This is a genomic window from Trinickia sp., from assembly GCF_036503415.1.
GTDB lineage: Bacteria > Pseudomonadota > Gammaproteobacteria > Burkholderiales > Burkholderiaceae > Trinickia.
Genome location: NZ_DASXWY010000007.1, coordinates 97,969 through 116,804, shown reverse-complemented (window position 1 = coordinate 116,804; position 18,836 = coordinate 97,969). Strand labels below are relative to the sequence as shown.

18 protein-coding genes and 1 pseudogene are annotated in these 18,836 nt (G+C 63.1%); 7 read left to right on the top strand and 12 right to left on the bottom strand.

From position 1 onward, the window contains the following. Positions 1–6 precede the first annotated feature (6 nt). The 8 genes from VGL01_RS01505 to VGL01_RS01470 all read right to left on the bottom strand — a co-directional run bounded on the left by VGL01_RS01505 (position 7) and on the right by VGL01_RS01470 (position 7,145). Positions 7–1,005, bottom strand: a complete 999-nt coding sequence (locus VGL01_RS01505) for an ABC transporter permease (RefSeq protein WP_331566357.1) — start codon at positions 1,003–1,005, stop codon at positions 7–9. Positions 1,006–1,087: 82 nt separating this feature from the next. Further along, positions 1,088–2,083: a sugar ABC transporter substrate-binding protein gene (locus tag VGL01_RS01500; RefSeq protein ID WP_331566355.1), complete on the bottom strand. Its 996-nt coding sequence runs from the start codon at positions 2,081–2,083 to the stop codon at positions 1,088–1,090. Between the two features lie 326 nt (positions 2,084–2,409). Continuing rightward, positions 2,410–2,970, bottom strand: coding sequence for a flagellar transcriptional regulator FlhC (flhC, locus tag VGL01_RS01495; RefSeq protein WP_331566353.1), 561 nt, complete (start codon positions 2,968–2,970; stop codon positions 2,410–2,412). Between the two features lie 10 nt (positions 2,971–2,980). Then, the gene (gene flhD, locus VGL01_RS01490) at positions 2,981–3,301 is read right to left on the bottom strand and encodes a flagellar transcriptional regulator FlhD (RefSeq protein ID WP_331566351.1); all 321 of its coding nucleotides are present in this window, start codon (positions 3,299–3,301) and stop codon (positions 2,981–2,983) included. Between the two features lie 471 nt (positions 3,302–3,772). After that, positions 3,773–4,528 (bottom strand): 3-oxoadipate enol-lactonase, encoded by a 756-nt coding sequence (pcaD, locus tag VGL01_RS01485; RefSeq protein WP_331566349.1) that lies wholly within the window; start codon positions 4,526–4,528, stop codon positions 3,773–3,775. Positions 4,529–4,560: 32 nt separating this feature from the next. Beyond that, positions 4,561–5,763 carry a 3-oxoadipyl-CoA thiolase gene (pcaF, locus tag VGL01_RS01480; RefSeq protein WP_331566347.1) on the bottom strand — a complete coding sequence of 401 codons (1,203 nt, stop codon included), beginning with the start codon at positions 5,761–5,763 and terminating at the stop codon, positions 4,561–4,563. Positions 5,764–5,800: 37 nt separating this feature from the next. Continuing rightward, complete coding sequence (locus VGL01_RS01475; RefSeq protein WP_331566345.1) at positions 5,801–6,451, bottom strand: 3-oxoacid CoA-transferase subunit B; 651 nt, start codon at positions 6,449–6,451, stop codon at positions 5,801–5,803. Positions 6,452–6,461: 10 nt separating this feature from the next. Further along, complete coding sequence (locus VGL01_RS01470; protein WP_331566343.1) at positions 6,462–7,145, bottom strand: 3-oxoacid CoA-transferase subunit A; 684 nt, start codon at positions 7,143–7,145, stop codon at positions 6,462–6,464. Positions 7,146–7,363: 218 nt separating this feature from the next. On the opposite strand from VGL01_RS01470, the gene VGL01_RS01465 reads away from it, so the two are divergent. After that, entirely contained in the window at positions 7,364–8,212 is an 849-nt protein-coding gene (locus tag VGL01_RS01465) for an IclR family transcriptional regulator domain-containing protein (protein WP_414720143.1), read from the top strand. A 42-nt stretch (positions 8,213–8,254) separates the two neighbouring features. Here VGL01_RS01465 and treA read toward each other — a convergent pair whose 3' ends face one another. After that, positions 8,255–9,907, bottom strand: a complete 1,653-nt coding sequence (treA, locus tag VGL01_RS01460) for an alpha,alpha-trehalase TreA (RefSeq protein ID WP_331566341.1) — start codon at positions 9,905–9,907, stop codon at positions 8,255–8,257. A gap of 234 nt (positions 9,908–10,141) precedes the next feature. Beyond that, positions 10,142–10,492 (bottom strand): annotated as a pseudogene (locus tag VGL01_RS01455) (hypothetical protein); the annotation flags it as partial. Between the two features lie 199 nt (positions 10,493–10,691). Here VGL01_RS01455 and VGL01_RS01450 point away from each other — a divergent pair. Together VGL01_RS01450 and VGL01_RS01445 are read left to right on the top strand one after the other, a co-directional pair. Continuing rightward, positions 10,692–11,102, top strand: coding sequence for a response regulator (locus tag VGL01_RS01450; RefSeq protein WP_331566339.1), 411 nt, complete (start codon positions 10,692–10,694; stop codon positions 11,100–11,102). Between the two features lie 284 nt (positions 11,103–11,386). Further along, entirely contained in the window at positions 11,387–13,000 is a 1,614-nt protein-coding gene (locus VGL01_RS01445; RefSeq protein ID WP_331566337.1) for a PAS domain-containing hybrid sensor histidine kinase/response regulator, read from the top strand. A gap of 28 nt (positions 13,001–13,028) precedes the next feature. On the opposite strand, the gene VGL01_RS01440 is transcribed toward VGL01_RS01445, so the two are convergent. After that, positions 13,029–13,655, bottom strand: coding sequence for a glutathione S-transferase family protein (locus VGL01_RS01440; RefSeq protein WP_331566335.1), 627 nt, complete (start codon positions 13,653–13,655; stop codon positions 13,029–13,031). A gap of 105 nt (positions 13,656–13,760) precedes the next feature. On the opposite strand from VGL01_RS01440, the gene VGL01_RS01435 reads away from it, so the two are divergent. Both VGL01_RS01435 and VGL01_RS01430 read left to right on the top strand, forming a co-directional pair. Further along, positions 13,761–15,413: an ATP-binding domain-containing protein gene (locus tag VGL01_RS01435; protein WP_331566333.1), complete on the top strand. Its 1,653-nt coding sequence runs from the start codon at positions 13,761–13,763 to the stop codon at positions 15,411–15,413. A 528-nt stretch (positions 15,414–15,941) separates the two neighbouring features. Then, positions 15,942–16,208 (top strand): YodC family protein, encoded by a 267-nt coding sequence (locus VGL01_RS01430; RefSeq protein WP_331566331.1) that lies wholly within the window; start codon positions 15,942–15,944, stop codon positions 16,206–16,208. A 55-nt stretch (positions 16,209–16,263) separates the two neighbouring features. On the opposite strand, the gene VGL01_RS01425 is transcribed toward VGL01_RS01430, so the two are convergent. Further along, positions 16,264–16,575 (bottom strand): superinfection immunity protein, encoded by a 312-nt coding sequence (locus VGL01_RS01425; RefSeq protein ID WP_331566329.1) that lies wholly within the window; start codon positions 16,573–16,575, stop codon positions 16,264–16,266. 116 nt (positions 16,576–16,691) lie between these two features. Between VGL01_RS01425 and VGL01_RS01420 the strand changes: the two genes are divergently transcribed. Beyond that, positions 16,692–18,149, top strand: coding sequence for a M20/M25/M40 family metallo-hydrolase (locus VGL01_RS01420; RefSeq protein WP_331566327.1), 1,458 nt, complete (start codon positions 16,692–16,694; stop codon positions 18,147–18,149). 95 nt (positions 18,150–18,244) lie between these two features. Then, a complete protein-coding gene (locus VGL01_RS01415; RefSeq protein WP_331566325.1) occupies positions 18,245–18,823 on the top strand; it encodes an NnrU family protein in 579 nt (192 codons plus the stop codon). Positions 18,824–18,836 lie beyond the last annotated feature (13 nt).

The window sequence follows — 18,836 nt, the reverse complement described above, 5'->3', positions numbered from 1 at the left end:
GGCGCGTCAGGCGCGGCGATGCGAGAGCTTGTCGGCCGCAACGGCCAGGATCACGAGAACGCCGGTGATCAATACCTGATACACCGACGAGACCCCGATCAGCGTCAGCCCATTGCGGAATACGCCGACGATCAGTGCGCCGAGCAGCGTGCCGATGATCGAGCCGCGGCCGCCGAAGAGGCTGGTGCCGCCGAGCACGACAGCCGTGATGCTGTCGAGATTCTCGGTCTGTCCGGCTTGGGGGTCGCCGACGCCGGTTCGCGAGACGAGCAGCAGGGCGGCAATGCCATAGATGAAGCCGGCGATCGTATAGACGCAAACGAGGATGCGCTGCGACGACAGACCCATGAGCCGCGCCGCTTCCGGGTTGTTGCCGAGCGCATAGAGATGCCGGCCGGGCACGGTATTTCGGAGTACGAACCAGGTCGCGAGATACATGAGCAGCGCGAGCACGGTCCCATAGGTGACCTCGGCCGGGCCGATCGAGAACGTGTTGCCGAGGAACATCATCGCATCGGGCAGATTCGAGACTGTTTCGGCATTCGAGTAGATCTGGGTGAGCGCGAATGCGATGTTCAGCGTGCCGAGCGTCACGATGAAGGACGGCAGCTTGATGCGCGTGACCAGTACGCCGTTCAGGAGTCCGAACAATGCACTGGCGCCCATGCCGCAGAGAATCGCCAGTACGGGCGGCACGCCGAGGCCCACGGCGAACTTCGTCATGACGATGGAGCCGAAGGCCATCACCATGCCGCACGACAGATCGATACCCGCGGTGAGCACGATCAGCGTCTGGCCGATGGCGATCACGGCGACGACCATCGTCTGCTGCAGAATCAGCGAGAAATTCTGAAACGAAAGAAAGCGATGAGTCTGCGTGAAGAAGAATGCGCAGGCGGCGATCAGTGCGATCAGCGGGCCGGCTTCGGCGATGGTCGGCATGCGGTGCTGATGCGGCCGCGAGACGGGTGCCGGTGCGACCGGCGGAGCGGATCGAGTCGTCATGGTGCGTCTTCTCGTCAGTACGGGGGATAAGACATGGCGCGGACTTCGTCAGACGGCCCGAAGGCCGCGCCGGAGGGAGGGCTTAGCTGCCCCAGCAGTTCTCGAGGCCGAACTTCGTGTCCTTGCTGTCCACGCCTTGCATCGGCTTGTCCGTGATCAGCGTCACGCCGGTATCCTTGTAGCCGCTGACCTTCTTGCCGGTCTTGGCGTATTCGGATCCCGCTTCCACGCCGAGCGCCGCCATCTTGAGCGGGTACTGCTGAGCGGTCGCGGCGATCTGGCCGGCCTTCACGTTGCGCACGCCTTCGCAGCCGCCGTCGATCGAGACGATCAACACGTCTTTTTCCTTACCGGCGGCCTTGAGCGCGCGATACGCGCCGGCTGCCGCGGGCTCGTTGATCGTATAGACCACGTTGATGCCGGGGGCCTTTTGCAGGCAGTTTTCCATTGCCGTTTGACCCTTCGCACGGTCGCCGCGCGTGTCCTGGCTGCACACGATGCTCGGATCGCCTTCCTTGATGCCGAAGCCCTTCAGGAAGCCGTTATGGCGCAGAACACCGACGGAAATCCCGGGTGCGAGATCGAGCGTGGCGATCTTGGCGGGCTTGCTGCCGAGCGCGGCTTTGGCGTATTCGCCGATCAATTCGCCGGCCTTGAAGTTGTCGGTGGCGAACAGTGCATCGGTCGCCTCCTGCGGATCGGTCGGCGTATCGAGCGCAATGACCATGACACCGGCCGAGCGCGCCTTCTTGATGGCCGGAACGATGGCTTTCGTGTCGCTCGGTGTGATCAGGATCGCCTTCGCGCCCGCGGCCGTCATGTTCTCGATCGCATTCACCTGGCTCGCGTTGTCGCCGTCGAACTTGCCGGCGGCCGTTCGCAGTTCGACTCCGTCTTTCTTCGCGGCGTCCTCGGCACCTTGTTTCATCTTGACGAAGAACGGATTGGTGTCGGTCTTGGTAATCAGACCGACGACAACCTTGTCGGCCGCGTGAGTGCCGCTCGCGCAGAGCGCTGCGGCAACGGCTGTGGACAACATGGCGGCGCGCGCGAGCGCGGCACAGGGGCGAGTCTTCATCAAGGGTTCCTCCTCCGATGGGTGCAGCGGTTCTTGTTCGTGATGGATTCGAAGACTAAATCAACTTGCGTGATTTAGTACAGCAGCGCGGGGGCGAGGAGTCAAGAAACGCAAAATGCTGCGGTGCGGCATAACCGTGGCAGGCAAGCGCGCATTGCGGCCTTATGAAAAGGCAGCAGCGCGCTCATGTTGCTTTGCGCAAATGCGATTGCCGGCTACGGGTAAATCCGGAGGAAAAAGCAAAGAAAAAAAGCCCGTTCGAAAGAACGGGCTTTTTGAAATGAGAGCGTGAAGCGCTCGCGTGGCGGAGACGATTGGCGGCGGTTTTACGCCGCGCAGGCGGTTTGGACCGCTTCTTTACCCGCGGCGGCTTTCTTCGTCTTGCCGGCCCTCGAAGGCGGTTGACACGCGCCGCATACGACGTTTTGCTGAAGGTCGTGCTTGTGCGCGATGAACTTGCCGCTGCAGCGGCAGCATGGCGTGAGCTGAAGCATGTCGGCGTCGAAAAAGCGCACGAGCGTCCAGGCACGCGTGAGATCGAGCACCGGCTCGCATTCGCCATGTCTGCAGTGCTCGAGATAAAGCCGGTAGCCCTTGGTCAACGCGTCCAGATGCGAGCAGCCCGCTTCGTTTTTCAGGAAGAGGTAAGTGTTGTAGAACAGCGACGCATGGATGTTGGCCAACCAGGTCATGTACCAGTCCGCCGAGAAAGGCAGCATGCCTTTGGGCGGCGAGGCACCCTTGATCTCGCGATAAAGGCGAATCATCCGATCCCGCGACAGCGACAACTCGCTTTCGAGCACCTGCATGCGCGCGCCCAGTTCGATCAGGGCGATGGCGCGAAAGACTTCCTGGGCGTCTTCGGTGAGGCTTTTTTTCGGACCCATGACGCGCACCTTAGGCGAATTGTTCGACTGGCTGACCCGCGAGGAGGATCGCGGCGTGCGTTGCGGCGACATCGGTATTCCTGGCCGTCTGCGTGAGGGCCGAGAGCATCGAATGGTCGTTGAAGCGGAAAAAGCACAGCAGCTGGTCCGACGAGGCCAGCTTGACGCATTGCGCGAGCGAAAGACCGGCGAGCAGATCGGCCAATTGCGACGACAGGCCAAGGCGGAACATGCCGATCGCCTTGTCCTCGCGCAGCATGCGCTGCGCGAGCATGATGTATGACAGGTTAATTTCGCGGATTGAATCCAGCGTCTCGCCGTTGCGGTCCATTTGTCACGCTTCCGAAGCCCCGTTGGTTTATTCCGGTAATTTGTACCGTGTAATTCTTTCTTTTTGCGACCGACAACGTTTGCTCGACCGCTTGAGTAACTTTGATACAAGGAGTTACATTTCGTAACAACCAATGAAGCGCATTGTACGAACTGAAGTTCGGTAAATCAATCCCTTCCCATAAAATGTACGAAAAATTTATCTAAGGGTTTTCGGCAATTTTTTCGCCGAGATGTAACAGGAAAAGTTGACCGACCTCGCTCAGACGTTTGATTTCGTTAGCGAAACGCGGCTCGGTCAATGGAAGAGGAAAAAAATGCGGGGTGGGGCGCGGCGGCGCGCGCTGTGGGGATCAACGAGTGCGCAAGCGCAGCGTAGTGCTGAATCTATTTGCGGCGCCGGCGCCGATAGCCGCCGGCGAAGACGGCAGACGCGGGCACCGTGCCCAGGGTGACGCTGACGGCGAGCGCGTCAGGCGAGGAAGTTCAGCAGCGCTTCGGTAAATGCGGGCGCAGCTTCGACGTTGGACAAATGCGCGGCATCGAGCGTGACGAGTCGCGCGCCGCGAATGCGATCCACCATGAACCGGGCATCGGCCACCGTCGTAACAGGATCGTGCTCGCCTGCGATCACGAGGGTGGGGCACGCGATGCGCTCGATATCGTCGCGCAGGTCCGTGTGGGCAAGTACCTCGCAGCCGGCTATGTAGCCTTCGGGTGAAAGCGTGCGCAAGCGCCCGGTCAGTGCGTCGACGGTCGATCCGTGCGCCGCCACGAATCCCTGCGTGAACCAGCGCGCGGCGGAGCCTCCCGCCACTTCGTCGAGCCCGCGCGAACGTACCAGCTCGATGCGCTCGCGCCAGCCGTCCGGTTTGCCGATGCAGGCCGCCGTATTGCAGAGCACGAGCTTGTCGATGTGCGCCGCAGCATGAATGCCGAGCCACTGCCCGGTCAAGCCTCCCATCGAAAGCCCCACGAAGTGCGCGCGTTCGATGTCGAGCAAGTCCAGCAGCGCGAGCACGTCGCGTCCGTAATCGTCGATGGCGTAAGGCGGCGGGGGGAGTGCCGAGCGGCCGTGTCCACGCGTGTCATAGCGCAGCACGCGAAAGGTGCGCGCGAGGACTTCGACTTGCGGATCCCACATTTCGAGCGTGGTGCCGAGCGAGTTCGACAGTACGACCACTGGGGCGCCCGCCGGTCCCGCAAGCTCGTAATGAAGCGTCGTCATGGTTGGGTGTCTCCGGTCGATGGCGTCGCCGATCATACGCGCTCGATGACGAGCGCGATACCTTGGCCGACGCCGATGCACATCGCGCACAGCGCGTAGCGCCCTCCGGTGCGGGCAAGCTGATAGGTGGCCGTGGTCGCGAGGCGGGCACCCGATGCGCCGAGCGGGTGCCCGAGCGCAATCGCGCCGCCATTTGGATTGACTCGGGCATCGTCGTCCGCGAGCCCGAGGCTGCGTGTCACGGCGAGCGCCTGCGCGGCGAACGCTTCGTTCAGTTCGATGACATCGATGCGATCGAGTGCGAGGCCGGTTTTGTCCAAAACCTTGCGGACCGCCTGGGCCGGGCCGAAGCCCATGATGCGCGGCGCGAGGCCGCTCGTGGCCATTGCTACCACGCGCGCTCGCGGACGCAATCCGAAGCGCGCAGCCGTTCGTTCGTCGGCGAGCAACAGCGCGCAGGCGCCGTCGTTGACGCCCGATGCATTGCCCGCCGTCACGGTGCCGTCGGGACGCACGACACCCTTGAGCTTGGCCAGCGCTTCGAGCGTCGTCGCGCGCGGGTGCTCGTCCTTGGTCACGACGAGCGGCTCGCCCTTTTTCTGGGCTACGTGAACGGAGATCAGCTCGTCGTCGAAGCGCCCCGCTTCCTGGGCGGCCGCGGTGCGCATTTGCGAGCGCAGGGCGAAGGCGTCCTGGTCTTGACGGCTCACGCCGAACTGCGTTGCGACGTTTTCCGCGGTCTCCGGCATCGAATCGACGCCGTGCATCGCTTTCATCGCCGGGTTGACGAAGCGCCATCCGATCGTTGTGTCTTCAACTTTCATCGAGCGGCTGAACGCGCTATCGGCCTTGCCCATGACGAACGGGGCCCGGCTCATGCTTTCGACGCCGCCCGCGATGACGAGGCTCGTCTCGCCGGTCTTGATCGCGCGTGCCGCGGTGCCGAGCGCATCGAGCCCCGAGCCGCAGAGCCGGTTCACGGTGCTGCCCGGAACCTCGACCGGCAGGCCGGCGAGCAGCGCGGCCATGCGGGCAACGTTGCGGTTGTCCTCGCCGGCCTGGTTCGCACAGCCGTAGATGACGTCGTCGACCGCCTGCCAGTCCACGCCGGCATTGCGTTCGACGAGTGCCTTGATCGGCAATGCGGCGAGATCGTCGGCGCGAACCGTGGCCAATGCGCCGCCGTAGCGGCCGAATGGGGTGCGCACGGCGTCGCAGATATAAGCGTCGTTCATGGGTGTCTGTCCTTTGGCGTTCGTTCGGATGCTTTCGTCAGGCAGCGCGCGGTGCGTGGATGAGCGGTACGGGCGTCACGTTCTGCAGCGCTTCGAACGAAAGGCCTTCGACGATCTCGATCACTTCGAGGCCGCGAGGCGTGATGTCGATGACGGCCAGATCGGTATAGATGCGATCGACGCAGCCGATGCCGGTCAGGGGATACGTGCAGCGCTCGACGATCTTGCACTCGCCCGTCTTCGTCAGATGATCGGTCATGACGAAGACTTGCTTGGCGCCGATCGCGAGATCCATGGCGCCGCCGACGGCCGGAATCGCGTCCGGTGCGCCGGTATGCCAGTTCGCGAGGTCGCCCGAGGCCGAGACCTGGAACGCGCCGAGCACGCAGACGTCGAGATGCCCGCCGCGCATCATCGCGAACGAGTCGCCGTGATGAAAGAACGCGCCGCCTTCGAGCAACGTGACGGGCTCCTTGCCCGCGTTGATCAGTTCGGGGTCCTCATGACCGGGAGCCGGAGCCGGCCCCATGCCGAGCAGGCCGTTCTCGCTATGAAGAAAGATCTCGCGGTCTTTCGGCAGATAGTTCGCGACCTTCGTAGGCAGACCGATGCCGAGATTGACGTAAGCGCCTTCGGGGATGTCTTGCGCAACGCGCCGGGCGATGTCGTCGCGGGTCCATTTGTTCATGCTGAGCTCCTTACGCGGCGAGCGCCGCGCTGCCGGCCACGGCAACCACGCGCTTGACGAAAATACCCGGGGTGACGATGGCTTCGGGGTCCAGGGCGCCGAGCGGCACGATCTCGCTGACTTGCGCGATCGTCGTCGTCGCGGCCATCGCCATGATCGGGCCGAAATTGCGAGCGCTTTTTCGATAGACGAGGTTGCCCCAGCGATCGCCGCGGTGAGCCTTGATGAGCGCGAAGTCCGCCTTGATCGGATATTCGAGCACGTAGTGGCGGCCGTCGATTTCGCGCGTTTCCTTGCCTTCGGCCAAAAGGGTGCCGTAGCCGGTCGGCGTGAACACGGCGCCAAGACCGGCACCGGCCGCCTGGATGCGGACCGCGAGGTTGCCTTGTGGGACCAGCTCGAGCTCGATCTCGCCGGCGCGGTAGAGCGCATCGAACACTTGCGAATCCGCCTGACGCGGGAACGAGCAGACGATCTTGCGCACGCGCCGCGCTTTGAGCAGCGCGGCCAAGCCCAGTTCTCCGTTGCCGGCGTTGTTGTTGACGATGGTGAGGTCTTTCGCGCCCTGCGCGATGAGCGCGTCGATCAGCTCGGCCGGCTGTCCGGCCGTGCCGAAGCCGCCGATCATCACGGTCGCGCCGTCGAAGATGCCGGCTACGGCCGCTTCGAGCGAAGTAACGGTTTTGTCGATCATGGTTGCCTGCCCGGTGAGTCAGAGCATGTGCTCTGGCGGAGTTGACGGGTGTCAATGTAGGGCGGCAGGTCGCCTGGCGTCAATGGCGATTATCGGAAAATTGTTCGGTGATCGAACAAATGGCGGTTTGGAGCCGTGAAAAACCCTATCTGCGGCGCACCGACGTTCGATTGCCGCACATATAGGCTAGAATTCGGCCATTGAAACAGGGGGTAGCGATGTCTGCGCATTCAGAAACCGGCTCGCGGCCGGCCGATCCGGAAACCGTGGCGAGCGCCGAGCCCGAAGCGGGCGCTGCAGCGGTAGTCGAGTCCGACCCGGATTTCATGACATCGCTGGCACGGGGGCTCTCGGTCATCCAGGCCTTCTCGGCTCAGCGCCGCGTATTGACGACTTCGCAGATCAGTCAGCGCACGGGCATTCCGCGCGCGGCCGTCAGGCGGTGTCTGCATACGCTCGGTAAGCTGGGCTTCGTCAGTGCCGAAGACGGCCGCAACTTTTCCTTGCGGCCGCGCATCCTCGCGCTCGGTCATGCGTATCTGGCGTCGACGCCGCTCGCCAACGCGGCGCAGCCCGTATTGCGGCACATGAGCAATACGCTCAACGAATCGAGCTCGGTCGCCATTCTCGATGGCGATGAAATTCTTTATATCGCGCGAGCTTTTACTTCGCGAATCATGACGATCGACCTGCACGTCGGCAGCCGGTTACCGGCGTACTGCACGTCGATGGGCCGGGTACTGCTTTCGCATCTGGGTGTCGATGCGCTCGACGCGTATTTCGAGCGCGTCAAGCTGATTCAATACACACCGCGCACGATCGTGACGCGCGAGGGCTTGCGCGAGGCGCTCGATTCAGTCCGGCGCAACGGTTATGCGATCAACGATCAGGAGCTCGAAATCGGACTGCGCTCGATCGCCGTGCCGATCCAGGCGCCCGACGGTCGCGTGGTTGCGGCGCTCAATGTCGGCGTTCAGGCCGCGCGCATCTCCGTGGCCGAAATGGAGAGTCGTTTCCTGCCGGTGTTGAGGGAAGGCGCGCGCGAGCTGGGGCTGTTGCTCGTTTGAGGTGGCTGCCGGAGCGGCCCGTCAGCTCCGCGCGCCCACGGTTCACTGTCCTGGCGCGTACAGATCGAGCAGCTTGAGCGTCACGCCATTGGTCCAACCGAAGCCGTCCTGCAGCGGATACTCACCGCCACCTCCGCCCCCTGCGTTCGGCCCCTCGACGACGTATTTCTCGACGAGTTTTTGCTGCGCCGCATAGACCTGTTTGACGTCGGCCAAAAAGCGCGTGCCGACGTCTTTGGCGAGGTCGTCACGCCCGTAGCGGCGAGCGCCTTCGATCGTCAGCCAATGCAAGGGCGCCCAACCGTTCGGCGCATCCCATTGCTGGCCGGTTTCGAATGTCGTCGTCGCGAGACCGCGCTCTTTCAGCAGGTTCTGGTTGACGGCCGACAGCGTGCGCTGCGCACGCTCGGGCCATGCGACACCGGCAAACAGCGGATAAAGCGCGGCGGCGGAAAGGTTGTCGCGCGGCTTGCCGAGCCGCCAATCGTAGTCGCCGTAGTAGCCGTTGCGATTCCACAGATAGTGATTGATGCCTTCGGCCCTCCGCTTGGCCCGGCCGATGAACTCGGCGACACAGCGAAAATCGCGCGCCACGCCGCAGCCTTTGACGATGGTGATCTCGAGCCCGAACATCAGGCTGTTCAAGTCGACCGGAACGATCGACGTCGTGCGAATCGTCGTGAGGTTGCGGTTATCGCCGAACCAGCGCGAGCTGAAATCCCAGCCCGACTCGGCAGCGGCACGCAGATCGCGATAGACCTCGTTGGCGGGACGCGACGTGACCTGCTGCGCGGTCTTCACATCTTCCAGATACGATTCGTCACGCGGCGTATCGCGTTCGTCCCAATAGCGATTGAGCACCGTCCCGTCCTGCATCACCACGACGTTGCGCGTCGCCTGCCCACGCTGCGTCGCGTTTTCGCCGGTCATCCAGTAGGCGTACTCCTTGCGCAACTGCGGCAGATATTTCTGATAGACGCGTGGGCCCTCGTTGTTGGCGGCGAGCGTGACCATCTGCGCGAAGAACGGCGGCTGCGAGCGGCTCAGGTAGTAAGTGCGATTGCCGTTGGGAATATGGCCGAAGCGGTCGATCTCATAGGCGAAATCGTCGAGCATGTCGTCGACGAGCTCTTCGTGCCCCGACTCCTGCAGGCCGAGCATCGTGAAGTAGGTGTCCCAGTAGTACCCCTCTCTAAACCGGCCGCCCGGCACCACATACGGCTTGGGCAGCGCAATGAGCGAGCTGAAGGGCGGGGCGCTCGTCGTCGTGCGCGTCAGTTTCGGCCACAGCCAGTTGATATGCTCGCGCAATGACTGTCCGCTTGGCGGTGTGATGGGCGGTTCGGAAGGCAGTGTGAAATTGGCGAGGACAAAACTTTTTAAATCGAAATTCGGTTGATTCTTTTGCTGTGCGTAAAGCTGCAGGATAGTGGCGGGATCGCTGTTGGGCGTGGCATCGACGAATGTTTTCTGGTCGTCGAAGATTTGCTGCGTCTGCACGGCGACGAATAAATCGCCATAGAGTTCGGACGGGGGCGGCGGCAGCGTAGCCAGCGCATCGGCGCGGGCCAGGCCGGCGCCGGCGAGCCCGGCCAGCAACAGCAGGGCGGCGAGCTTCGAAACGGTACGCTGCGGGAATGGTTTGGCTTGGGAAAAACGCGGACGAGAACAACGGAATTCGGACGATGCGAACATTGCTCCTCCTGATCGATGACGATTGGTCGCGTCTGGTCTCCTCTTTTTCGTAGTCGTGCCCGGAATCGGGGCAACGCGATTTTGCCAGATCGCGCATAAAAGAAAATCGCCGCCTGATTTTTAAAAAACAGGCGGCGATTTCGAATGCGGGAAAACTGCCGGATCGAATCAGGTTGTCTCGATGCCGGTTTCGTCGGAGGAGGCGGATGGGCTCTCCGATTCCAGGCCCTCGCCGAACCACGGGACGTCTTCGCGCAGCGTGCGCAAATAGGCTTCCCAACCGCGGGGATTACCGTCGAAGAGATGGTGGCGCACGGAGAGCGCGAGCGCGTCGCGATCGAGCGGATCGTCGAGCAGCAGTTGGGGCCACAGACAGAAGGCATGCAGCACGTTGGCACCGAATTCACGCACCGTCATGCGTTCGAAGACGTATTCGACGAACGGAACATCGGCGAGCAGTTGTTGCGTTGCGATCAACTCGCCGATCGTTTCGTCGCCGCGCTCGTACTCGAGAATGTGGCTCAACGTCTGCAAAGCCGCGCCGAGATGCAGCAGCAGGGCCCGGCGTTCGAACGCATCGTTCATTCCAGTTTCCTCCCGCGGTAGTGACTCGCCGTGAGCGCACAGGCGAGGCACGGACAGTTCCGTCATTGTAGGCGTATCGGCCATCGACCTGGATCGAATCTTGAATGTCGAAAGCGGGTTCGCCGCGCTCGATGCAACTTGCCTCCCGCCAGCGAGTCCCAAGCAGAGTTTTCGGATATGGGCGGCGGGCACAAGTCATATGAATGGAGCTTTGAGACTGGAGCAGGTCAGCATCGTCGTCGTGGACGATGATCTCGCCAGCAGGGAATCGCTGGCACTCCTGCTCGAATCGGAGGGCGCGCGCGTAGTGACCGCCCACGATGCGGAGGAAGGTGTCGATGCCATCTTGCGCACGCGGCCCGATGCGGTGGTGTGCGACATCGATTTGCCCGGTATGGACGGGTTTTATCTGATCCAGCGCATGCGCGACGACGAAATCCGCAGCGATCGGGCACCCGCCGTCGCGGTGGCGGTCACCGGCCATTCCGGCGACGCCTACCGCTTGCGCAGTATCGGCGAGGGATTTCAATATTTCATGACGAAGCCGATACAGCCCGCGCAATTCGTCGCATGGTTGGCCGATGCGATAGGGGAGCGCACCACGGACTAGCGCCAACCGCCATACGGACGCCGGGCAGACCTTTATGCGTCCGAGGTAGTTTTTGCAAATTTTCCTGTCAAAGTTGCGTTTCGATTGGACGCCGCGCACTGGGCGAGTGCGAACGGCGCGAGGCGAGCGCGCTGCGGCCGTATTTTTTCGAGCAGCAGTTGGCCTGCGGCAGTGCCATCAACTGCGGCGACCGGCGGATATCGCATAGGCATACATCATGCTTGAAGGGTCATCCAATACGCTACCGTGCGCCCGCCCTCAACGAATTCTCATCGTCGTCGCTTATGCATTCGGATCTCCCCGCCTGGGACGCTCGGCCAACGTCGTCGGTGCCGTCTGCGCTCGAAGCGCCCTTCGAGGAGCGTTTCCGGATTCTTATCGAATCGGTCCAGGACTACGCGATTTTCATGCTGGACGCCGACGGATATGTCATCAGCTGGAATCCTGGCGCGCAAAAGATCAAGGGTTATGCGGCCGACGAGATCATTGGCCGGCACTTCTCGACGTTTTATCCCCCTGAGGACGTAGCCTGCGGCAAGCCGGCGGCCGAGCTCGCGGCGGCAGCCGCCGATGGTTCGGTGGAAGACGAAGGCTGGCGCGTGCGAAAAGACGGCTCGATGTTCTGGGCCAATGTCGTCATCACCGCGGTCTACAAGAACGAGGATGGGGTGCGCAAGCTGTGCGGGTACGCGAAAGTCACGCGCGACATGACGGAGCGCAAGCGGCTGCGCGACCTCGAAGCGGCGAGTCAGCACATGAACGAGTTCCTCGCGACGCTCGCTCACGAACTGCGTAACCCGCTTGCGCCCGTGACGAACGCGTTGAGCGTCATGATGCTCGAGCCGCTCATCAGTCCGACACTGAGGCAGTGCCGCGATCTCATCGACCGGCAGATCGCGCATTTGACGCGACTCGTCGACGATCTGCTCGACGCCGGGCGGATCACCACGGGCAAGATCGCGCTGCGGCTCGCACCGGTCGATCTGCGCGAGGTCGTGTCGCGCTCGGTCGAAATGATCCGGCCGCATGTCGCCTTGCGCCAGCAACGCGTGGACGTTCATGTGCCCGAGGAGCGCGTCGTCGTCAACGGCGACATGGCGCGGCTCGTGCAGATTGCGCAGAACGTGCTCAACAATGCGTCGAAATTCTCCGAACACGGCGGCCGCATCGTCGTGTCGGTTACCGAGGAGAGACAGACGTTCGCCGTTCTTCGCGTCTCCGACAACGGATGCGGCATCGAAGCCGGAGCGCTCGAATCGATTTTCGATCTGTTCGTGCAGGCGGACCACCGGCTCGAACGCACGGAAAGCGGGCTCGGCATCGGTCTTACGTTGTGCCGGTGGCTCGTTCAGATGCATGGCGGTGCCATCAGTGCCTCGAGCGATGGCCCCGGTTGCGGCGCGACTTTCACGATTCGCTTGCCGCTTTACGGGGCGCAGTTTGCGGCGAACGACGACGCGCGCATGGGCGCCGCGGCCCCCAAGGACCTCGAGCCGGCGCTGACCATTCTCATCGTCGACGATAACCACGATTCGGCCGACAGCATGGCCATGTTGCTGCGAATGAGGGGCCATAGCGTCGATGTGGCCTACAGCGGTGCCCAAGCGCTCACGTTCGCGCACGAGAACGCCCGCATCGACGTGGCGCTGGTCGATATCGCGATGCCCGGGGCGGACGGCTTCACCGTGATGCGCCGCCTGAAGGAGACGCCGGGGCTGCAGCGCGCGCTATTTGCCGCCATGACGGGGTTCGGCCAAGCCAGCGATATTGCCCGCTCGCTCGACGAAGGCTTCGATGTCCATCTTACGAAGCCGGTGCAGTTGCCGCTCGTCGACGCCTTGCTGCAGCGTGCGATCGAACGGCGTTCCGCGCCCGGGCAAGCCGGTGTGTCGGCTTGATCGCGCCTACCTGGGGCGCTGCGCAGGCTTACGTGAGCGGTCGATCGATATGTTTTTTGAACGGCGCGCGCTGCGCGAGCCTCTGATACCAGCGCTGGAGGCTCGGCATGGGCGGGCGTTCGATGCCTTCGAGGCCGAACCAGCGCTTCGCAAAGGCGCCAAGGACGATATCGGCGATCGTGAATTTGTCGCCTTCGATGTGAAAGCGGCCTTGGAGATGCTCGTCCAGCAGTTTCCATCGCTTCGTGAGCGTTTGCAGATTCGCCGCGAGTGCGGCCATATCGCGGTTTTCCGGCGGCGTGCGCACCAGGGTGGCGAAAACCGGGCGCTCCGCCGGCTGTAGCATCGAGAGCGACCAGTCGAGCCACCGGTCGATGCTGGCGCGCAACTTCGGTTCGCTCGGATAGAGCGAGCTCGACGCGCCGTATTGCATGGCCAGATAACGCAGAATCGAGTTCGATTCCCACAGCGAGAACGTTCCGTCGACGAGTGTCGGAATCTGTCCGTTCGGGTTGAGCGCGAGGTAATCGGCATCGTCGACGTGGCCGAACTGCATGCCGGCATCGATGCGCTCGAACGACAGACCGAGTTCGTCGCAGCACCAGAGCACCTTTTGCACGTTGACCGAGTTCGCACGTCCCCAAATCTTCAGCATCTTCAAAAGCCTCCCAGTGAAAAAATGCGGCGCCCGCAAAGGAGCCGGCGCGCGCGGTTTGTACAATACGCCGAATTCGAACCCTGACGCGAGAACCCGTTCCCCATGGCCCGCCTGATTCCCGACGATTGGAAGAACGTTGCCGCAACCGGCGCGGCCGAGCGCGAGCGCGAGACGCTTGCGCTGCTCGAAGCGATGCTGCCGGCGAGCTACACCGTTTATCACGGCGTGCATTGGACGCGATTGAATCGGAGTTTCTCCGTCTTCGGCGAGGCCGACTTCGCGATCGTGAGTCCGGCCGGCCGCGTGTTGCTCGTCGAGCAAAAGGCCGGTTTTCTGCGCGAGACGCCGAAAGGCCTCGTGAAGGTCTATCTGCAGACGGAACGCAACGTCTCGGTCGAACTGGCTCGCACGCTCGAAACGATGCATCGCCGCTTTACCGCGGCCTTCGGCACCGGTACCTATGGCATCGAGGGCTTGCTTTATTGTCCGGACTATATCGTGAAGGACACCGCGATTGCCGGACTCGCCCCCGAGCGGATCGTCGACGCCCCGCGCAGGGAAAGACTCGTGTCGGTCATCCTCGACGCGTTGCCCGCCGACGAGCCGCGTTTGCCCTGCGCGCCGAAGATCCACCACTATCTTGCCGACGAGCTCTCGCTGACACCCGATGCGAGCGCGCTGGTCGGACAGGCCGGCACGCTCGTCACGCGGCTTTCGGGCGGGTTGGCGACGTGGGCGCGCCGCCTTCAATTCGAGCCGTTCCGGCTGCGCGTAATCGGCACGGCCGGTTCCGGCAAGACGCAGCTCGCGGTGCAAGTGATGCGCGACGCCGCGGCGAGCGGCAAGCGCGCGCTTTACGTCTGTTTCAATCGCCCGCTCGCGGACCATATCGTGCGCGTTGCCCCGGAGGGGGCGAAGGTCGCGAACTACCACCAGCTTTGCGATTGGATCGCGCGCGACGTGGGCCGTGCTCCGGACTTCCAGTCCGCCGACGTCTTCGCGCGTCTGGAAGCCGTTTTCGCGCAAGCGCCGATCGGTGAGCATTGGCGCTTCGACGTGCTGATCGTCGACGAGGGCCAGGACTTCCAGGAGCCGTGGGTCGAGGCGCTCGCCCGTCTCGTGCGGCCCGGCGGTGCATGGTGGTGGCTCGAGGACCCGCTCCAGAACCTCTATATGCGCGAGCCGGTGGCGCTACCCGGCTGGACGGTACTGACGGAAACGACGAACTACCGCAGCCCGCGCGACGTGCTCGATTACGTGCGCGACAAGGTTGGCGACGCGGCCCCGCGCGCGGCGGGGCTCGGTTCGGGCAGCCCCTTCGACGGTTCGCAGATCGTTTTGACGTCTTACGAGGATTCGACCCCGTCGGCCGTCGTCGAAGCGACCAAGCGTGCGATTACGCAGGCGCTCGCGCTGGGCTTCCGGAAGCAGGACATCGCAGTGCTTTCCTACCGGGGCCGCGAAGGCTCGGTATTCACGGCGCTCGATCAGCTCGGGCCCCATCGCCTGAAGAGTTTCACCGGCAAGTACGACCTGTTCGGCAGCCCTGAATACCGCGACGGCGACGTCCTGCTCGAATCCATATACCGCTTCAAAGGGCAGTCCGCCCCCTGCGTGATCCTGACCGAGGTCGATTTTGACGCGCTCGACGAGCGAGCGGCTCGCAAGCTCTTCGTCGGCGCCACACGGGCGACGATGAAATTGATCGTCGTTGCATCGCAGCGTGCCTCGGCATCGCTCGCAGTACCGCAGTGATCGGACCGGGACTTCCCGGTTTCGGACGGAAACGGGTTTCCATTGCTCGCGCGTAAATCGAGCGTTCATCTATGAAACTTGAGGCGATCATTTGATCCGTTCGAAATCAAATGCAACGCATGCTCGATTGATTTAGATCAAACCGGTAACCCCGGCTCCAAAAAACGATTATTGGCTTCCACGTATATTGTCCCTCGTCGTACATGCGATAAGCTGAAAAACGGGCGCGTATAAAATAGTATTGTTTCAGTGGTGCGACCGTCCGCGGCCCGTTCCAAGCCCTACGGACCGGCGCGGCGGGCGGAAGCGAAGCCGCGGCGGATAGGAACTCGAGGGTAATCGCCAGCATCAGGATTACCCTAAATCCGCTTGTAGAATAAAAATTCTATGGGTAACCTTTGTCTACCCCTTGCGTTAATCGATGAGGGGGCAAACAGCAGGTTGTTTCGATAATTCGCTTTTCCGTTCGCCCGCGAACATTCCGGCATTATCGATTCGGATCGATAACTTTTGACGGGGCGCAAATCTATGTATACAGGATCATTCGATCGGCAGGAGCAATTTTGCTCCGGCGATGTCGTGACGCTGAAGGCGGGCGGTGCACGTATGACGGTCACGCATGTCGGCTCCACCGACGATGGCGGCAGTTGGTTGTTGTGTCAATGGTTCGACGAGCACGGCGAACTGCGCCAGGAAAAGTTTCTGCAGGATGCACTGTCGCTCGAACCGCGCTCCATCTCTCCGGGACTCGTTCGGCTTCGCGCACACGCGGGCCCGGCCCGCTCCCAAGCGTAGCCTCAAGTCCGCTTGAACCGCGCGCGCCGCACTGACGGCGTGCCCGGTCCGTACCTCACCGATCCTCAGCTGTTCTGTCGCGAGCCTCTCTGCGCGCCACGCGCGCAGCGAGCGCTTGAGAGAATGCGACCATCGTGTGCATGCGGCGTTTGCGCACCACCTCGTGTTCGACACCGGGAGGGGGATTCGGCAACGTCGCCCAATAGAGCGCGATCAGCCAGCCGAAGCCGGTCCAGCCAAGGCATGCGTTGAAAAGGGCAATCGTCAGAACATCGCGGCGGCGCCGGCGATCGGCGGTGATCGCCGGCAGGAAGTACAGCGCGAGCGCCGCGAAAACTTCGATGCCTTCGATGATCTCATCGAGCATGGTTCGCGCTAATCGACGGTAGTGAGCCGATTGTCGCGCGTTCCCGGCGTTCGTGCACGACGCGGCGGCAGGCACTATCATGTGCGCTTTGACCGATTGCGACGGTGCACTGAGCCATGACAGCAGCCGATGCCACGCAACCGCCGCTCGATCGCGGCGCCCTGAGCACATTCGTCGAGCGCAAGTGGGACGACGAGATCGTTCCCGCCTTGACCGATTACATTGCCATTCCGGCAAAGAGTCCCGCATTCGACGCGAACTGGGCCGAGCACGGCTATCTCGAGCGCGTGGTAGCCGATGCGGCGGCCTGGGCCGAGGCGCAGCGCGTGCACGGATTGACGCTCGAGATCGTGAGGCTGCCGGGGCGCACGCCGGTGATTTTTTTCGAGGCGCCTGCCACGCGTTCGGGTAGCGGCGAGTCGATCGTCCTTTACGGGCATCTCGACAAGCAGCCCGAGTTCGAGGGCTGGCGCAGCGATCTCGGGCCCTGGACGCCGAAATACGAGGACGGCAAGCTCTACGGGCGCGGCGGCGCCGACGACGGTTACGCCATCTATGCGAGTATCTGCGCGCTCGCGGCACTCGATGCGCAGGGCGTGGGTCGCCCGCGTTGCGTCGGCCTCATCGAGACTTGCGAGGAGTCGGGCAGCTACGACCTGTTGCCCTATGTCGATGCGCTGCGCGATCGGCTTGGCGACGTCGGTCTAGTGGTCTGCCTCGATTCCGGTGCCGGCAATTACGATCAACTGTGGCTGACTACATCGCTGCGCGGCCTCGTCGGCGGATCGCTCGAAGTCGAAGTGCTCGACGAAGGCGTGCATTCGGGATCGTACGGCGGTATCGTCCCGTCGAGCTTTCGCGTCATGCGCCAGCTTTTCGAGCGGCTCGAAGATGCCTCGACGGGCAGGTTGCTGCCGCAGGCGTTTCATTGCGCCATCCCCGAGAACCGGCTGCGAGAGGCCGAGGAGACGGCGCGGATCCTGGGCGACGAAGTCTGGAAACCGGCGCCCTGGGCGTGCGGGCAGGACGGCAAGCCTGTCTTGCCGGTCACGACGGACGCGCGCGAAGCGCTGCTCAATGTCACCTGGCGTCCGTCGCTTTCCGTCACCGGAGCGGCCGGGCTCCCGGCGCTCGCCAGTGCCGGCAACGTCCTGCGCCCGCGCACGGCGTTCAAGCTGTCGTTGCGCGTACCGCCGCTCGTCGACGCGGCGCGGGCGGTTGCCGATCTCAAGGCACTGCTCGAACTGGATCCGCCTTACAACGCGCGAGTGACATTCAAGCCCGAGGCCAGTGCCGCAAACGGCTGGGATGCGCCGGAACTCGTTCCCTGGCTGGCCGATGCGCTCCAGCATGCGTCGCAGGCTCACTTCGGCGCGCCGTGCGCGTTCATCGGGCAGGGCGGAACGATCCCGCTCATGAATATCCTGCAGGCGGGATTTCCGCGCTCGCAGTTCGTCGTATGCGGGGTGCTGGGCCCGAAATCCAATGCGCACGGACCGAATGAGTTCCTTCATGTCCCCTTTGCCAAGCGGCTGACCGCGGCGATGGCCGAGATCGTCGCCGCGGCACCCTGATCCCGATCGAGCGCCTTCCCGCGCTACCGTATGCTCGACCCGTTCGTCGGGCGAGCCGAAACACGAACGAAACAATAAATAGTGGAGAGTTCGACGTGGGGACGTTGATTCTTGGCTTGATCGTCTTTCTTGGGATGCACTCGTTACGTCTCGTCGCGGAGCCCTGGCGCAACGCGAACTTCGCCCGGCTGGGCGAGACCCGTTGGAAGGGCCTTTATTCGATCGTTTCGATCGCCGGTTTCGTGCTCATCGTCGTGGGATACGGCATGGCCAGGCGCGCGCCCGTCGTGCTATGGGCGCCGCCTTCCGGTGTCCGTCATCTGACGGCGCTCATCGTCGCCGTGGCGTTCGTGCTCATTGCCGCCGCCTATGTGCCCGGCAGCCGCATCAAGCGCATCGTCGGGCACCCCATGTACGCCGGGATCGCGCTATGGGCGGTCGGCCATTTGCTCGCGAATGGAACGCTTCAGGCACTCGTGCTGTTCGGTGCGTTCTTCGTCTGGGCCACCGCCGGATTGCTGGTGTGGCGCCACCGGGATCGGCTCGCGCACGTGCGCTATGCCGCAGGCTCCGCGGCCGGCGACTTGCGGGCGGGGGCGGTCGGCCTCGTCGCGTGGGCGCTTTTTGCATTCCTTCTGCATGGCTGGCTGATCGGCGTTCGTCCGCTCGCCTAAGCCCGGGCGCTCT

Bases quoted from the DNA above. Each gene is read 5' to 3' on its own strand.
- flhC (WP_331566353.1), bottom strand. From the start codon at position 2,970: ATGGGTCCGAAAAAAAGCCTCACCGAAGACGCCCAGGAAGTCTTTCGC.
- VGL01_RS01430 (WP_331566331.1), top strand. From the start codon at position 15,942: ATGTATACAGGATCATTCGATCGGCAGGAGCAATTTTGCTCCGGCGAT.
- VGL01_RS01465 (WP_414720143.1), top strand. From the start codon at position 7,364: ATGTCTGCGCATTCAGAAACCGGCTCGCGGCCGGCCGATCCGGAAACC.
- VGL01_RS01435 (WP_331566333.1), top strand. From the start codon at position 13,761: ATGGCCCGCCTGATTCCCGACGATTGGAAGAACGTTGCCGCAACCGGC.
- pcaD (WP_331566349.1), bottom strand. From the start codon at position 4,528: ATGACGACGCTTCATTACGAGCTTGCGGGACCGGCGGGCGCCCCAGTG.
- VGL01_RS01475 (WP_331566345.1), bottom strand. From the start codon at position 6,451: ATGAACAAATGGACCCGCGACGACATCGCCCGGCGCGTTGCGCAAGAC.
- treA (WP_331566341.1), bottom strand. From the start codon at position 9,907: ATGTTCGCATCGTCCGAATTCCGTTGTTCTCGTCCGCGTTTTTCCCAA.
- VGL01_RS01440 (WP_331566335.1), bottom strand. From the start codon at position 13,655: ATGCTGAAGATTTGGGGACGTGCGAACTCGGTCAACGTGCAAAAGGTG.
- VGL01_RS01500 (WP_331566355.1), bottom strand. From the start codon at position 2,083: ATGAAGACTCGCCCCTGTGCCGCGCTCGCGCGCGCCGCCATGTTGTCC.
- VGL01_RS01470 (WP_331566343.1), bottom strand. From the start codon at position 7,145: ATGATCGACAAAACCGTTACTTCGCTCGAAGCGGCCGTAGCCGGCATC.
- pcaF (WP_331566347.1), bottom strand. From the start codon at position 5,763: ATGAACGACGCTTATATCTGCGACGCCGTGCGCACCCCATTCGGCCGC.
- VGL01_RS01425 (WP_331566329.1), bottom strand. From the start codon at position 16,575: ATGCTCGATGAGATCATCGAAGGCATCGAAGTTTTCGCGGCGCTCGCG.
- flhD (WP_331566351.1), bottom strand. From the start codon at position 3,301: ATGGACCGCAACGGCGAGACGCTGGATTCAATCCGCGAAATTAACCTG.
- VGL01_RS01505 (WP_331566357.1), bottom strand. From the start codon at position 1,005: ATGACGACTCGATCCGCTCCGCCGGTCGCACCGGCACCCGTCTCGCGG.
- VGL01_RS01420 (WP_331566327.1), top strand. From the start codon at position 16,692: ATGACAGCAGCCGATGCCACGCAACCGCCGCTCGATCGCGGCGCCCTG.
- VGL01_RS01445 (WP_331566337.1), top strand. From the start codon at position 11,387: ATGCATTCGGATCTCCCCGCCTGGGACGCTCGGCCAACGTCGTCGGTG.
- VGL01_RS01450 (WP_331566339.1), top strand. From the start codon at position 10,692: ATGAATGGAGCTTTGAGACTGGAGCAGGTCAGCATCGTCGTCGTGGAC.